Genomic DNA, 14,853 nt, shown 5'->3' with positions numbered 1-14,853 from the left:
GACATCATGCTCTAACTCTTTGAAATCATCCGGCTCTGGCACGACGCGGCGGACATTCAGCGGTAGGGGTCGGCCGCGTCGCGCAAGCCGTCGCCGAGGAAGTTGAAGGCCAGGATGATCAGGATCACCGGGATGACCGGATAGAGCAACCAGGGGTAAAGCGCCACCACGTTGACGTTGAGCGACTCGTTCAGCATCACGCCCCAGCTGGTGATCGGCGGGCGCAGGCCGAGGCCGAGGAAGCTCAGCGCCGTCTCGCCCAGCACCGTCTTGGGGATGGTGATGGTGGCGGCAGCGATGAGGTGGCTCATGAAGCCGGGGATGAGGTGCAGGCCGATGATGCGGGCGGGCTTCGCCCCCATCAGCTGCGCCGCGACGACGTAGTCCTCCTCGCGCAGCGAGAGCAGCTTGGAGCGCACGGCACGGGCGAGCCCGGTCCAGTCCATCAGGCCGAGGATGATGGTAATGCCGAAATAGACCAGCAGCGGGCTCCAGGAGGGCGGCATGATCGAGGCCAGGGCCAGCCAGAGCGGGATATGCGGCAGCGACTGCACGATCTCGATCAGGCGCTGGACGATGAGGTCGACCCTACCGCCATAATAGCCGGCGATGCCGCCGATGATGACGCCGAGCACGAAGCTGACGCCGACGCCGAGCAGGCCGATGCTGAGCGAGATGCGTCCGCCATAGAGGATGCGCGAGAGCACGTCGCGGCCGAGCCGGTCGGAGCCGAGCAGGAAGAGCGTGCCGCCCTCGGGCGGGCAGAACAGATGCAGGTTGCCCGGGACCAGCCCCCAGAAGGTGTAGTCGTCGCCGCGGCAGAAGAAGCGGATCGGCTGCGGCCTGGTGCGGTCGACATCGTATTCCCGCTTCAGGTTCTCCATGTTGAGGCGCTGGGCATAGGGGTAGACGAAGGGCCCGACCAGCCTGCCCTCGTGGAAGAAGTGCAGCTCCTGGCGCGGGGCGCGGATGAAGTCGGTGTTGCGCGTGGTGTAGTGGTAGGGCGCCAGGAACTCGCAGAACGCGACCGCGCCGTACATCAGCAGGATGACGATGCCGGAGATGACCGCGAGCTTGTGGCGGCGGAACTTCCACCACATCAGCTGCCATTGCGAGGCGAGGAAGACCTGCTCCTGCTTCGCCGTCATCTGCTCGACCGCGTAGGGCTCGAACGGCGCGGTCGAGACGGTGTGCGGCAGGGGCGCGCCTTCTGCGGGGAGAGCGGGCTTCACTTGGTCTCGCCTCCCTGCAGGCGGATGCGCGGATCGAGGATCGCCAGCGCGATGTCGGAGATCAGCACGCCGATCACGGTGAGGGTCGAGAGGAACATCAGGAAGGAGCCGGCGAGGTACATGTCCTGGCTCTGCAGGGCGCGGATCAGCAGCGGCCCGGTGGTCTGGAGCGAGAGCACGATCGCCACGATCTCGGCGCCGGAGACGATCGAGGGCAGGATGTCGCCGATATCCGAGACGAAGAAGTTCAGCGACATGCGCAGCGGGTACTTGCGCAGCGCCTTGCCGGGCGGCAGCCCCTTGGCGCGGGCGGTGACGAAATACTGCTTCTGCAACTCGTCGAGCAGGTTGGCGCGCACCGAGCGGATCATGCCCGCCGTGCCGCCGGCGCCGATGATGATGACGGGTATCCAGAGGTGCTCAAGCACCGATATGAACTTGGCCCAGCTCATCGGCTGGTTGAGGTATTGCGGATCGACCAACCCGCCGATCGAGGTGCCGAACCAGACGTTGGCGAAATACATGAAGACCAGCGCCAGCAGGAAGTGCGGCACCGCCAGGCCGATCAGCCCGAGGAAGGTCAGGCCGTAATCGCCCCAACTGTACTGGTGCGTGGCGGAGTAGATCCCGATCGGGAAGGCGACGATCCAGGTGAAGATGATGGTGACGAAGGAGACCACCATCGTCAGCAGCAGCCGGTCGCCGACGATGTCGCGGACCGGGCGCTGGTACTCGAAGGAATAGCCCATGTCGCCCTGGAGCAGGCCGGCGACCCAGTGCAGGTAGCGCTCCGGCGGCGGCTTGTCGAAGCCGTATTCCTGCTTCAGGAACTCGATGCGGCTCATGTCCGCCTTCTCGCCCTGGGCCTGCATCTCGGCCGCGAGCGTCTCGAAATAATCGCCCTCCGGCAGGTTGATCACGGTGAAGATCAGGACGCTGGTGACGAACAGCGTCGGGATCATCAGCAGGATGCGTTTGAAGATGTATTTCAGCAGCATCGTCAGCTCTTGACCTGCCGCTCGTCGTCGAACCAGAACGTATCGGGCATGTAGCGGCCGAAGAAGGCGCCGGGCTCGAAGCTGAAGAACCCGACATCCGGCACGTTGCGCAGGCGGCGCGAGACGACGACGGGCTGGAGCGTGCTGTTGATCACGCCGATGGTGAAGAGCTGCTCGGCGTTGATGCGCAGCATCTTCTGCCAGATCGCCCTGCGCTCCTCATGGGTCGCGCTCACCCGCCAGGCCTTGTAGAGCCTGACCAGCTCCTTGACCTGGGGATCATCGGGCTCTTCGCCCTCGTGGCCGCCGCTCTCGAAATACTGCCCCCAGCGCGGCCAGTTGAACTGGGCCGGGGAGGTCGGCGCCAGCGCGTCGGGCTCCATCTCGGCCGAGACCAGCGCGTTGTCCAGGCCGTTGGAGGCGGACATGATCGTCTGCCCGGCGGTGATCCTGCGGCGGAAGACGTCGCGCTGGGTCGAGCGCGGGTAGATCTTGATGCCGACATGGTAGAAGTCCTGCTTGATCAGGTCGAGGATGTCGGTCTCCTCGGTGCTCTCGCCGGCGGTCTCGATGGTGAACTCCAGCCGCTGGCCGTTCGGCAGCAGGCGCACGCCGTCCGTGTCGCGCTTGTCGAGGCCGATCTCGTCGAGCAGGCGGTTGGCCAGCGCGGGGTCGGCCTGCGTCCACATGGTCGCATTCTCGGCATCGTAGAGCGGGCTTTCCGGCAGGGCGGTGTTGTTACCCTCCTTGGCCAGGCCGAAGAAGATGACCTTGTTGATGTCCTTGCGGTTGATCGCGACCGAGAGCGCGCGGCGATAGCCGACATTGCGGTTGAGGTCGCGCCAGACCGGGTCGATTGCGTTCAGGTTCGGCATCAGCGCGAACCAGGCGCCCTCGGCCCGCTTCCAGAGCTTGACCTCGAAGTTCATCCGCTTCGAGGCGTCCTTCAGGAAGGTGTAGTTGTCGAACTGGAGGTAGCGCGCCTGCAGGTCGCTGTCGCCGGCGGCGGTCTTGGCCGGAACCAAGGCGGCGGTGCCGAGCGTCATCGTGACCTGGTCGACATAGGGCAGCTGCCGGCCGTTCTGGTCGACGCGGTGGAAATAGGCGTTGCGCTGGAAGGTGAATTGCTCGGCCGGCAGTGGCGTCAGATTGCGCCAGGGGTCGAGCGTCGGCAGCTCCGGGTTCTCCGGCCGGTACATGCGCGAGAAGCGCTCGTGCAGCGAGCCCCAGTCCTTGACCCTGACGGACTTGACCCGGGCGTGCAGCGCCTCCTTGTCGGCGTAGCGTTCGTGGAACTGCCGCAGATAGGCCGAGGGCATGTAGATATAGGTCGGCTGCGGATCGGCCAGCGAGGGCAGGAAGACCGGGTTGGGCGTGCTCCAGCTGTAGCGGATCTCGGTCTCGCTCAGGATCTCGACGGTCGGCTTCTCGCCGGCCGCGAGCAGCTGCTGCGGCGGGCCGCCGGGCGAAAGGCGCTTGTTGTTGGCGACATCCTCCCACCAGTAGCGGAAATCCTCGGTGGTGAAGCGGCTGCCGTCGGACCAGCGATGGCCGGCGCGCAGCTTGAGCGTGAAGATGCGGCCTTCCTTGACAGCGACGGATTCGAGCAGATCGGGGGCGAGATCGAGCTTGTCGTCATAGACGAGCAGGCGCGTGTAGCCGTAGATCGTCATCATGCGGATGTCGCGCTGGTCGCCCATCAGCGTGCGTATCGTGCCGCCATGGCGGCCCGGCTCGTGCTCCGGCGCGACGACCTGGACGATCCGCGGCAGAGCGGGCAGGCGCTGCTCGACCGAGGGCATCTGGCCGGACGCGACCTTCGCGGCCCAGAACGGGCTGTCGATATAGCTTGCCGGCTTGGCGGCGGCGTCCTGGGCCAGCGCCAGCTTGGGCAGCCCGGCGGCGGTCAGGGCGGCGGCGCCGAGCTTCAGCGCCGAACGGCGCGAGGGACGCGAGATCGTCATGCCACCTCCCGGATGTCGGCGCTCGGCCGCGCCAGCACGTAATGGCCGTCGCCGAGGGAGAGCGGCGCCAGTCCCGCGCCGTTCGGCTCCGGCCGGAAGGCCGGGCCCCAATGGGCCATGTCGGAAGCGCCGCCGGGCGCCGCCAGCTTGAAGTCGAGCTTGCGGTCGAGGTCGGCGAAGGGCACCGAGCGCAGCAGCGCCTTGGTGTAGGGATGGGCCGGGGCGGTGAAGAGCAGGTGGCGCGGCGCGATCTCGACGATGCGGCCATTGGCCATGACCGCGATCCGCTCGGCCATGTAGTTCACCACCGCGAGGTTGTGCGAGATGAACAGGAAGGTCAGGCCGCGCTCGGACTGCAGGTCCTTGAGCAGGTTGAGGATCTGCGCCTGCACGGAGACGTCGAGCGCCGAGACCGGCTCGTCGCAGATGATCAGGCCGGGGTCGAGCGCAAGCGCGCGGGCGATGCCGATGCGCTGGCGCTGGCCGCCGGAGAAGGAATGCGGGTAGCGGCTGAGGAAGCGCGGGTCGAGCCCGACATCCTCCATCAGGCTGCGCACGCGGGCGAACTGCTCGTCGCCGTCGCCGCGGCCGTGGATGACCAGCGGCTCGCGCAGGATGTTCATCACGGTCATGCGCGGCGAGAGCGACGAGACCGGGTCCTGGAAGATCATCTGGACCTTCTGGCGGAAACGGCGGAGCTCCTCGCCCTTGAGCGCGAGGATGTCGCGGCGCTCGTGCCCGTCGTCGAAGGTGACCGAGCCGGCGTTCGGCGTGACGGCGCGCATGATGATCTTGCTGACCGTGGTCTTGCCGCAGCCGGACTCGCCGACGAGCCCGAGGCATTCGCCGCGCGCGATGTCGAAGCTGACGCCGTCGACGGCGGTGATGGTCGAGAGCGTGCCCTTGCCCAAGAAGCTGCGCGAGCCGGTCGTGTAGGTCTTGCGCAGGTCGCGCACGCTGAGCAGCGGGGTGGCCTCCACCTTGGCAGTGGGCGGCGGAGCGATGCGCATCGCCGCCTTCGGGCGCGGGCGGGCCTCGCGCAGCGCCACCAGCCGCTCGCCCTCCCGCATGTCGAAATGCGGCGAGGCCTTGAGCAGGGCCTTGAGATAGGGGTGGCGCGGGCGGCGGAAGATGTCCTCGACCGGGCCGCTCTCCATGATCTCGCCATGGTAGATCACCACGACCTCGTCGGCCATGTTGGCGACGACGCCGAGGTCATGGGTGATGAGCAGGATCGCCATGCCCATCTCGGCCTGGAGATCGCGCATCAGGTCGAGCACCTGGGCCTGGATGGTGACGTCGAGCGCGGTGGTCGGCTCGTCGGCGATCAGCAGCGCCGGTTGGCAGATCAGCGCCATGGCGAGCATGGCGCGCTGGCGCAGGCCGCCGGAGAGTTCGAAGGAGTAGGTGCCGTAGGCGCGCGGCGGGTCCTTGAAGCCGACGCGCTTCAGCATGGCCTCGATCAGCGCGCGCGCCTGCGCCTTCGGCGTCGGCCGGTGCAGCTGCAGCGCCTCCTCGATCTGGTTGCCAATCGTGTGGACCGGCGAGAGCGAGGACATCGGCTCCTGGAAGATCATGCCGATGCGGCCGCCGCGCAGGTCGCGGATCGCGCGGCCCTCGGACTCCAGTGCGGCGATATCGATCACGTTCTCCGGCGCAAGCGGGTCGCGGAAGCGGATCTCGCCGCCGGTGATGCCGCCGGCGCGCGGCAGCAGGCCCATGATCGCCTGCGAGATCACCGACTTGCCCGAGCCGGACTCGCCGACGAGCGCGACGGTCTTGCCCGCCGGCACGCGCAGGCTCACGCCCTTCACAACGTCGCGAGCGAACCCGTGCACGGTGAAGCCGATCCGCAAATCGCTGATCCGCAAGATGTCCATGAGCCGCTAACGTCCGAAAACCCTGTTTGGCTCCCGCCTGGCGGGATGTTGTTACTAGACGTGGAAAGCCAGGCCTTGCCAATCCTCGTCTTTTTGCAGCTGCTGTTAGTGGCTCTCAATCGGGCGGAGCTTGCCCGTTCCCCATGACATCGGCGCAACGCGGGAGCGCCGGTCCCGACGGCCGGCACTCCGCCGGCCGGCTCGCCGCCGAGACCCCTGGGCTGGCGCGCGCCAGCGTCCCGCAAGACCCTGATCCATCGATACTCCTCCACCGGGCGTGATCGAACCACGCAAGGCGCGGGTCACGCAAGCGTCACGCTTGCCGCAGTGCGACATTGCGCTGGGGCCGGTCCTGACACACATATGGCGCAGAGCAGGTTAAGCGATGGGCGCGGGGGCACGCGCCGCCAGACAGGACCACCCCTTGGAGCCGAACCTCTTCCGTTATGTCTGGCAGAAGAGCCGCGGCGAGCAGATCGTCGTCCTGCTGATCATCTTCGCCTCGATCCCGTTCAACTGGATCTCGTTCGACGTGCCCAAGCGCATCGTCAACGACGCGATCCAGGGCGGCGCGTTCAAGGACGGCAAGACGACCGCGACGCTGCTGGACCTCAGCTTCCACCTGCCGGGGTTCCTCGGCGGCGCGCGCGTCCACCTGTTCGACGGCTTCCAGGTTAACCAGCTCGGGCTGCTGCTCGGCCTGAGCCTGTATTTCCTGCTGCTGGTGCTGATCAACGGCGCCTTCAAATACGTCATCAACCTGCGCAAGGGCATCTTGGGCGAGCGCATGCTCAGGCGCATGCGCTACGACTTGTTCAGCCAGCTGATGCGCTTCCGGCCGGAGGAGATCCGCTCGGTCAAGCCGGCCGAGGTCGCCAGCATGATCAAGGACGAGGTCGAGCCGATCGGCAGCTTCGTCGGCGACGCCTTCATCCAGCCGATCTTCCTGCTCAGCCAGGCGATGACGGCCTTGGTCTTCATCATGGCGCAGAGCGTCTGGCTCGGCTCGATCGCGCTCATCATCGTCATCGCGCAGGCGATCATCATCCCGATCCTGCGCAAGGAGCAGCTCAGGCTCGGGCGCGAGCGGCAGATCGTCTCGCGCCAGCTCGCCGGGCGCATCGGCGAGGTGGTCGATGCCGGGCCGACCATCCAGGGCCATGGCGCGACGGCCTATGTCCAGTCCGACATCGCCGGGCGGCTCGGGACGCTCTTCGACATCCGCTACTCGCTCTACAAGCGCAAGTTCGCGGTCAAGTTCCTGAACAACCTGCTCGCCCAGATCACGCCGTTCTTCTTCTACGCGGTCGGCGGCTATTTCGCGCTGCAGGGGCGGCTCGACATCGGCCAGCTCGTCGCGGTCGTCGCCGCCTATCGCGACCTGCCGCCGCCGATCAAGGAGCTGATCGACTGGGACCAGCAGCGCAACGACGTCACCATCAAGTACGAGCAGGTGATCAGCCAGTTCAACAGCGACGAGACGCTGGTCCTGGACGAGGACGAGGGCGTCGTCCGGCTGCCGGAGACCGGCGAGATCCGCTTCGACAACGTCGAGCTGCTCGACAATCGCGGCCAGCCGCTGCTGACGCCGTTGACGCTGCGCGTGCCGCGGCCCGGCACGGTCGCGATCATCGGGCCCGATGGCGGCGCCCGCGACGTGCTCGGCCACATCCTCGGCCGGCAGGTCATGTCCTATTCCGGCCGGGTGATGATCGACCGGCTCAACCTCGGGCGGCTCTCGGTCGAGCGCGCCAGCCACCTCATCGGCTATGCCGGCCATGACGGCGAGATCATCAACGGCACCTTGCGCGACAACATCCTGCTGCCGCTGAAGCGGCACCGGCCGAGCGCCAGGCCGGAGGGCAGGCTGACGCCCGAGGAGCACCACCGCTTCATCGAGGCGCTGCGCTCGGGCAACACGCCGGTGCCGTTCACTGCCGACTGGACCGACTACGCGGGCGCCGGCCTCGCCGACGGCGACGATCTCGAAGCCCATATCAGGAAGGTGCTGGAGGTGCTCGGCGTCGCCGAGGACGTCTACGAGCTCGGCCTCGACGGCAAGCTCCACGCCCCGCTCGACCCGCATGTCCGCGACAGCATCATCGAGGCGCGCCAGGCCGTCGCCGCCGAGCTCGCCAAGAGCAAGGTCGCGGGCATCGTCCAGGCCTTCGACCCCGACAGCTACAACGCCAACGCCACGATCAGCGAGAACCTGATCTTCGGCACGCGCAAGAGCGGGCGCTTCGCCAACGAGAGCCTGCTGACCGAACCCTATGCCCGCGCCATCCTGCAGGCGGAGGCGCTGATCGAGCCGCTGGCCGAGGTCGGCGCCAGGATCGTCTCGACCGTGGTCGAGATCTTCGAGGGCCTGCCGCAGGGCCACGCGCTGTTCGAGCGCTACGCCTTCGGCGCGAGCTTCGACCTGGAGAAGCTGAACGAGCTCGCCGCGACGCTGGCCAAGCAGGACATGCGCCAGCCGCTCGATCCGGAGACGGAGCGGGACCTCGTCGCGCTCGCGCTCGGCTACATCGAGCCCAAGCACAGGCTGAACCTCGTCGGCGAGCCCTTGCGGCGGCGCCTGCTCAGGGCGCGCGCCAGCTTCAAGGCGCATCTGCCGGGCGATGCCGCCGGAGACATCGAGTTCTACGATCCCGAGAAGATCATGCACGGCGCCAGCGTGCGCGATAACCTGCTCTTCGGCCGCATCGGCTTCGGCGTCGCCGATGCCGGCAAGAAGGTGGCGCAGATCATCCGGGCCGCGCTCGCGCGCTCGGGGCTGGAGGCGGAGCTCTACCGGCTCGGGCTCGACACCGATTGCGGCAACCGCGGGCGCTACCTGCCGCCCCGGCTCAGATTCGCCGTGCCGCTGGCCCAGGCGCTGATCAAGACGCCGCAGATCGCGGTGCTCGATCCCACCGCCCTGCTGGCCACGACGAGCAAGGGCCCAGATATCGTGCGCCGGTTGCGCGAACATTGCGCTGGAGTGACACTGTTCCTACTTCTTGGAGATGCTAGTCTTGCCAAGGACATCACGCCGAGGATCGTATTCCACGGCACCTCCGGCGTGATCGAGGACGGCAACGGGGAAGAGCAGGCGGAACGGGACATCGTGTCGCCGCCGCGCCCGGTCGCCGAACGGATGGAGGCGCGACCATGACGCTCGAAAGCGATCTCTCCTGCCTGAGGAGCGTTCCGCTGTTCCGCAGCCTGCCGGGGCCGCGGCTGAAGCTCGTGGCGCTGATGGGCGAGCGCCTGCATTTCAACGCTGGCAGCATCATCCTGGCCGAGGGCGAGCAGCCGGAAGGCGTGTACTTCATGCTGGAGGGCGAGGCCGAGCTGGCGGAGCCGGGCGCCAACGGCAACGCCAGGCGCTTCACGTTCCGGCCCGGCAGCCTGTTCGGCGACGTGCCGCTGCTCAGCGGCCAGCGCTATATCGGCGAGCTCACCGCCAAGACCGACCTCGTCGTGCTGAGGCTGCCGAAGGACCTGTTCTTCGAGCTGCTGGAGACGATTCCCGACTTCAGCATCGCGCTCTCGCGCGACCTCGCCTCGCGGCTCTACAGGCTGGCCGACTCGGTGCTCCATGGCGGCGAGAAGGTTCATTGACAGGTTCCAGGCCCATGCAGGTGCGTGAATGAGCCTGCCCCAGGGCGCCGGTTCAAGGCGCGGCAATTCGGGCATCAGCGCCGGGATGGAGCAGGCCTCCTCCTGGAGCCGCGACATCAGGCTGGTCTCGGGCCTGGTGCTGCTCGTCTTCGCGACGACGCATTTCATCAACCACGCCGCCGGCATCGCCGGGCTCGAGGCGATGGAGGCTGTGCAGAACTGGCGCTATGCGCTCTGGCATTCCTGGCCGGGCACGGTCGCGCTCTACGGCGCGCTGATCGTGCACCCGGTCTTCGCGCTGCTGCGGGTGGCGCAGCGCCGGACCTTCCGCATGCCAATGCGTGAGATGCTGCAGATCGCGCTCGGCCTCGCCATCCCGCTGCTGCTGGTCGACCACATCGTCAACACCCGCGTGATGGGCAGCCTGTTCCATCTCGACGAGAGCTACCACACCGTCCTGCGCCGGCTCTGGCCGCATTATGCCGGCGGGCAGTCGCTGCTGCTGCTGCTGGTCTGGGTCCACGGCATCATCGGCCTGCACTTCACGCTGCGCGGGCGCGACGGCTATGCGCGCTGGCGCGACCCGTTCCTGCTGGCGGCGATCCTGATCCCGCTGCTCGCCCTGATCGGCTTCGCCGTCGGCGGGCGCGAGGCGGCGGGCATGGCGCTGCCGCCGGAGGTGATGACGGAGGTGCAGAGCCACACGCTGGAGCGCAACGTGCTCTGGGCGAAATCGGCCTTCTTCGGCCTGGTCGGCTGCTTCGTGCTGTTCGTCGGCTGGCGCGAGTTCCGGATGCGCACGACGCGCGCCATCACCGTGCGCTTCGTCGGCCATGGCGTGCGCAAGATCGCGCCGGGCCTGACCGTGCTGGAGATGTTCCGGCGCTTCGGCATTCCCCACGCGGCGCTCTGCGGCGGCCGGGCGCGCTGCGCCACCTGCCGCGTGCTGGTGCTCGACGGGGCCGAGAGCCTGCCCTCGCCGGGGCCGAACGAGGCCAAGCTGCTGCGCCGCATTTCGGCGCCGGACCGCGTCCGCCTCGCCTGCCAGATCAGGCCCCGCCACGACCTTCAGGTCCAGATCCTGCTCGCCTCCAAGCTCGGCGGCGCCGCGCAGGGCAGCCTCGCGCTCGACAGCAGCATCGGCCGGCGCGGGCTCACCGTGATGGTGGCCGACCTGCGCGCCTTCTCGGCGCTGTCCGAGCGGCAATTGCCGCATGAGCTGATCGGCCTGCTCAACCGCTTCTTCGACGAGATGGGCCAGGCGATTACCGCCCATGACGGGCGCATCGACGCGTTCTACGGCGATGGCTTCATGGCCGTGTTCGGGCTCGAGGGCAGCCCGGCCCGGGCCGGCGTCTCGGCGATCGCGGCGGCCGGCGACATCGTGCTCGCGGTCGAGGCGCTCAACCGTGAATACGGCGCGGCCCTGCCGCTGCCGCTCAGGATCGGCATCGGCATCCATAGCGGCCAGGCCGTGGTCGGCGCCGTCCAGAGCGACAATCTCGGCCGGCACGAGATCACGGTCGGCGAGACGGTGATGATCGCGGCGCAGATGGAGGCGGCGACAAGGCGCGTGCTTGCCGACATCGTCGTCTCGGAGGCGACCATCGCCGCCACCGGCCGCAGCTTCAGCAGCGCGACCGCGCTCAAGGTCACGATCAAGGGGCGCGACAAGCCGATGGCGGCCTATGGCTTCGCGCGGGCGCCGCAGATTCCGCTGGGCGAGGACGAGCCGGAAGCCGTCGCAGCGGATGCCGCCGCCGAGCCAAGCGCGGCCGAGACCGTCGCGAAGACCTTTGCCGCACCCGAGCCGACCGAAGCACCCCAGCCCGCCAAGCGCAGCCGCGCGCGGCCGGCGAAGGCGAAGCCCGAGGCTGAAGACGTCTAGCTGGCGTTTGCGGGTTCGCTTGCCTATGGTCCCGGCGCACTCACTCGACCTCGCACCCCTAGCTCGCGAAACGGCATGACCACCGCCCCGCCACCGGACGCCTTCTACGACATCCTGCGCGGCGTCGCGGCCCTGACCGGCAGCAAGGTCGTGGCCGATCTCGCCAAGCTGGTCGGCGACGGGATGCCCGATGATCTCTGGGTCGCGTTCAACCACAAGCAGATCGCCTCGAAGCGCTGGCTGGTCGATGCTCTCGCGCAGACCATGCCGCGGCCGGAGGGGCCGGTCTGGGTGCTCGGCGCCTGGTATGGCGTGCTCGGCGCGATGCTGCTCGACGACGAGCGGCTCAGCCTCAGCGAGATCGTCAGCCTCGACATCGACGCCGGCTGCGCGCCCGTGGCCGAGCGGCTGAACCGCCGGCATGTCGCGGAAGGGCGCTTCCGCACGATCACGACCGACATGATGGCGCTCGACTTCGCCAGCCAGCCGGTTGCGCCCGGCCTCGTCGTCAACACGAGCTGCGAGCATCTCGACGATGTGCCCGCCTGGCTCGCCGCTCTGCCATCGGGCCTGCCGCTGCTGCTGCAATCGAACGACTATTTCCGTGAGCCCGACCATCGCAGCTGCGTTGCGTCGCTCGATGCCTTCAAGGCGCAGGCTGATTTGTCCGAGCTGCTCTATGCCGGGGCGCTGCCGAGCAAAAACTACACCCGGTTCATGCTGATCGGCCGGCGATGAGCGCGGAGCCGCAACCGCGGGTCGCGATCGCGATGAAGGGCTATCCGCGCCTGTCGGAGACTTTTATCGCGCAGGAGCTGCTCGGCCTGCAGCGGCGGGGTCTGCCTTTCGCGATCTGGTCGCTGCGCCAGCCGACCGACGCGGCCCGGCATCTGATGCACAAGGAGATTACGTCTCCGGTGCATTACCTGCCGGAATACCTGCACGATGCGCCCTTGCGCGTGCTCAAGGGTTTCGGGCGGGCGCTGCTGAACGGCTCCTTCTTCCGTGTCGCTGGCGTCTTCCTGCGCGACCTGACCCGCGATCCCTCGCGCAATCGCGTCCGTCGGCTCGGACAAGCCTGCGTGATGGCGCGCGAGCTTCCGCCAAGCGTGACGCATCTGCACGTTCACTACCTGCACACGCCGGCCTCGGTGATCCGCTATGCGGCGCTGATGCGCGGCTTGAGCTTCTCCTTCTCGGCCCATGCCAAGGACATCTGGACCACGCCGGACTGGGAGAAGCGCGAGAAGATCGCGGATGCCGCCTGGGGCGTGACCTGCACGGTCGATGGCCACCGCGAGCTCGAGCGCCTGTCCGACAGGCCGGACAAGGTGGCGCTGGTCTATCACGGGCTCGATCTCGCCCGTTTTCCGGTTCCGCCCGAGGACCGTCTGCCGCGCGACGGCGGTGACCCGGCCGATCCGGTGCGCTTCGTCACGATTGGCCGCGCCGTCGAGAAGAAGGGTTTTGACGACCTGCTGGCGGCGCTGGCCAAGCTGCCCACGGGGTTGCACTGGACGCTGACCCATATTGGCGGCGGCGATCTCCTGAAGGTGCTGAAGGCGCAGGCCGATCAGCTCGGCCTTGCCGAGCGCATCACCTGGGCCGGACCGAAGGCGCAGCAGGATGTCATCACGGCCCTGCGTGCGGCCGACCTCTTCGTGCTGCCCTCCAAGCAGGCGGGGGACGGCGACCGCGACGGCCTGCCCAACGTGGTGATGGAGGCGGCGAGCCAGGCTTTGCCGATCGTCGCCAGCGATTTCGCCGGCATTCCCGAATTCGTGCGCGAGGGCGTCGAAGGCGTTCTGGTCGCGCCGGGAGACGTCGCCGCGCTTGCCCAGGGGCTTGCCGGGCTGGCCGTCGATCCGGCCCGCCGGATGGCGCTGGGCGGAGCCGCCTATAAGCGGCTGCGCGAGGATTTCTCGGCCGATGCCGGGCTCGACCGCATCCATGCGGCGCTGCTGCGCTCGATCGGTGAGGGCAGGCCGTGAGGCCGCGCGCGCTGATCGCGGTGACGCATCTGCTCGGCAGTGGCCATCTGGTCAGGGCGATGCATCTTGGCCGTGCTCTCGTCGAAGGCGGCTTCGAGGTCACGCTCGCCAGCGGCGGCACCAAGCTGCGCGCTGCGCCGGATGCCCGCATCGCCTTCGTGCAATTGCCGCCGATCAAGACCGAGGGCACCGATTTCCGCACCCTGCTCGACGAAGACGGCAGGCCGATCGACGATGTCAGGCGGCCTCTGCGCAAGGCGATGCTGGCCGAGCTGGCCGCTGACATCCGGCCGGACGTGGTTGTGACCGAGCATTTCCCGTTCGGGCGCCGGCAGCTCGCCGACGAGTTCCTCGGCCTGATCGCCGCGGCCAAGGCGGCCAATCGGGAGAGCATCGCGCTGTCCTCGATCCGCGACGTGCTGGTGACGCCGCGCGCCGATCGCATCGTCGAGGCCGAGCGGCGAATCGCCGAGCATTTCGACGCGGTGCTGGTCCATGGCGACGAGGCTTTCCTGCCGCTGGACGCCTCCTGGCCGGTCTCGTCAGAACTGGCAAAGGTGTTGTGCTATACCGGCTACCTCACCGCGCCGGAGGAAGACGTCCCGGTCGTCGATCATGGCGAGGTCATCGTCTCCGGTGGCGGCTCGGCGGCTTCGCTGCCGCTGTTCGAGCTGGCGATTGCCGCTGCCGCATCGAGAGGCGACAGGCGCTGGCGCATCCTGGCGGGGCAGGGCATCGCCGCGGCCGAGTTCGCGCGGCTGCAAGGGCTGGCGCCGGATCATGTCGTGGTCGAGCGGGCGCGGCCGGATTTTCCGGCGCTGCTGGCGGGCTGCGCCCTTTCGATCAGCCAGGCCGGCTACAACACGGTGCTCGACCTTGTGCGCGCCGGCAGGCCCGCGATCGTCGTGCCCTTCGATGCCGGCGCCGAGACCGAGCAGGCGGTGCGCGCCGCGGCGATGGAGCGCGCCGGGCTTGCGCGCTGCTTGCGCCTGTCGGGCGAGGAGCCGCTGACGCCGGAGGTGCTGGGCGCTGCCGTCGACGAGCAATTGCGCATGGGCTCGGTGACGAGCGCGACGATCGACCGCAACGGCATGGGCAAGGTCGCGGGAATCGTCATGCGATTGCTGGCGGATCAGCGGCGAAAGACCGCCTGAAAGCGGGTCGGTCCCCTCTTCCGGCGCATGCCTCGGGAACCTGGCATGCCTATTGCGAATTGCCGGCTTCACTGTTTGCGAATTGCCGCTCCGCGACTTTCGCTCTAATTAGGTTTGGATACGCCTCCCCTTTTGGTCGG

10 protein-coding genes are annotated in these 14,853 nt (G+C 68.1%); 6 read left to right on the top strand and 4 right to left on the bottom strand.

Features of this window, described 5'->3' with window-relative positions; translation table 11 throughout:
• Nucleotides 1-56 precede the first annotated feature (56 nt).
• The 4 genes from DWF00_RS28670 to DWF00_RS28655 are packed head-to-tail and all read right to left on the bottom strand — an operon-like array spanning nt 57 to nt 6,074.
• Complete coding sequence (locus DWF00_RS28670) at nt 57-1,232, bottom strand: ABC transporter permease (RefSeq protein WP_114830881.1); 1,176 nt, start codon at nt 1,230-1,232, stop codon at nt 57-59.
• Nucleotides 1,229-2,227: an ABC transporter permease gene (locus DWF00_RS28665; RefSeq protein ID WP_114830972.1), complete on the bottom strand. Its 999-nt coding sequence runs from the start codon at nt 2,225-2,227 to the stop codon at nt 1,229-1,231. The genes DWF00_RS28670 and DWF00_RS28665 overlap by 4 nt, the downstream gene beginning before the upstream one ends.
• Nucleotides 2,228-2,232: 5 nt before the next feature.
• Nucleotides 2,233-4,194, bottom strand: coding sequence for an ABC transporter substrate-binding protein (locus DWF00_RS28660; RefSeq protein ID WP_114830882.1), 1,962 nt, complete (start codon nt 4,192-4,194; stop codon nt 2,233-2,235).
• Complete coding sequence (locus DWF00_RS28655) at nt 4,191-6,074, bottom strand: ABC transporter ATP-binding protein (RefSeq protein ID WP_114830883.1); 1,884 nt, start codon at nt 6,072-6,074, stop codon at nt 4,191-4,193. The genes DWF00_RS28660 and DWF00_RS28655 overlap by 4 nt, the downstream gene beginning before the upstream one ends.
• A 424-nt stretch (nt 6,075-6,498) precedes the next feature.
• Between DWF00_RS28655 and DWF00_RS28650 the strand changes: the two genes are divergently transcribed.
• From DWF00_RS28650 to DWF00_RS28625, 6 genes are all read left to right on the top strand, one after another.
• Nucleotides 6,499-9,231, top strand: a complete 2,733-nt coding sequence (locus tag DWF00_RS28650; protein ID WP_181832769.1) for an ABC transporter transmembrane domain-containing protein — start codon at nt 6,499-6,501, stop codon at nt 9,229-9,231.
• Entirely contained in the window at nt 9,228-9,680 is a 453-nt protein-coding gene (locus tag DWF00_RS28645; RefSeq protein ID WP_114830885.1) for a cyclic nucleotide-binding domain-containing protein, read from the top strand. The genes DWF00_RS28650 and DWF00_RS28645 overlap by 4 nt, the downstream gene beginning before the upstream one ends.
• A gap of 28 nt (nt 9,681-9,708) precedes the next feature.
• The gene (locus DWF00_RS28640; RefSeq protein ID WP_114830886.1) at nt 9,709-11,568 is read left to right on the top strand and encodes an adenylate/guanylate cyclase domain-containing protein; all 1,860 of its coding nucleotides are present in this window, start codon (nt 9,709-9,711) and stop codon (nt 11,566-11,568) included.
• A 75-nt stretch (nt 11,569-11,643) separates the two neighbouring features.
• Entirely contained in the window at nt 11,644-12,306 is a 663-nt protein-coding gene (locus tag DWF00_RS28635; RefSeq protein ID WP_114830887.1) for a class I SAM-dependent methyltransferase, read from the top strand.
• Nucleotides 12,303-13,559 (top strand): glycosyltransferase family 4 protein, encoded by a 1,257-nt coding sequence (locus DWF00_RS28630; protein ID WP_114830888.1) that lies wholly within the window; start codon nt 12,303-12,305, stop codon nt 13,557-13,559. Before DWF00_RS28635 ends, DWF00_RS28630 begins: the two co-directional genes overlap by 4 nt.
• Nucleotides 13,556-14,713 carry a glycosyltransferase family protein gene (locus tag DWF00_RS28625; protein WP_114830889.1) on the top strand — a complete coding sequence of 386 codons (1,158 nt, stop codon included), beginning with the start codon at nt 13,556-13,558 and terminating at the stop codon, nt 14,711-14,713. The genes DWF00_RS28630 and DWF00_RS28625 overlap by 4 nt, the downstream gene beginning before the upstream one ends.
• The last annotated feature ends 140 nt before the right edge of the window (nt 14,714-14,853 follow it).

The organism is Allobosea caraganae (assembly GCF_003351345.1).
In the GTDB taxonomy this organism is placed as follows: domain Bacteria; phylum Pseudomonadota; class Alphaproteobacteria; order Rhizobiales; family Beijerinckiaceae; genus Allobosea; species Allobosea caraganae.
The sequence above is the reverse complement of the archived record's forward strand: the minus strand, read 5'-3'. Positions and strand labels throughout refer to the sequence as shown.

Bases quoted from the DNA above. Each gene is read 5' to 3' on its own strand.
- DWF00_RS28630 (WP_114830888.1), top strand. From the start codon at position 12,303: ATGAGCGCGGAGCCGCAACCGCGGGTCGCGATCGCGATGAAGGGCTAT.
- DWF00_RS28635 (WP_114830887.1), top strand. From the start codon at position 11,644: ATGACCACCGCCCCGCCACCGGACGCCTTCTACGACATCCTGCGCGGC.
- DWF00_RS28660 (WP_114830882.1), bottom strand. From the start codon at position 4,194: ATGACGATCTCGCGTCCCTCGCGCCGTTCGGCGCTGAAGCTCGGCGCC.
- DWF00_RS28640 (WP_114830886.1), top strand. From the start codon at position 9,709: ATGAGCCTGCCCCAGGGCGCCGGTTCAAGGCGCGGCAATTCGGGCATC.
- DWF00_RS28645 (WP_114830885.1), top strand. From the start codon at position 9,228: ATGACGCTCGAAAGCGATCTCTCCTGCCTGAGGAGCGTTCCGCTGTTC.
- DWF00_RS28655 (WP_114830883.1), bottom strand. From the start codon at position 6,074: ATGGACATCTTGCGGATCAGCGATTTGCGGATCGGCTTCACCGTGCAC.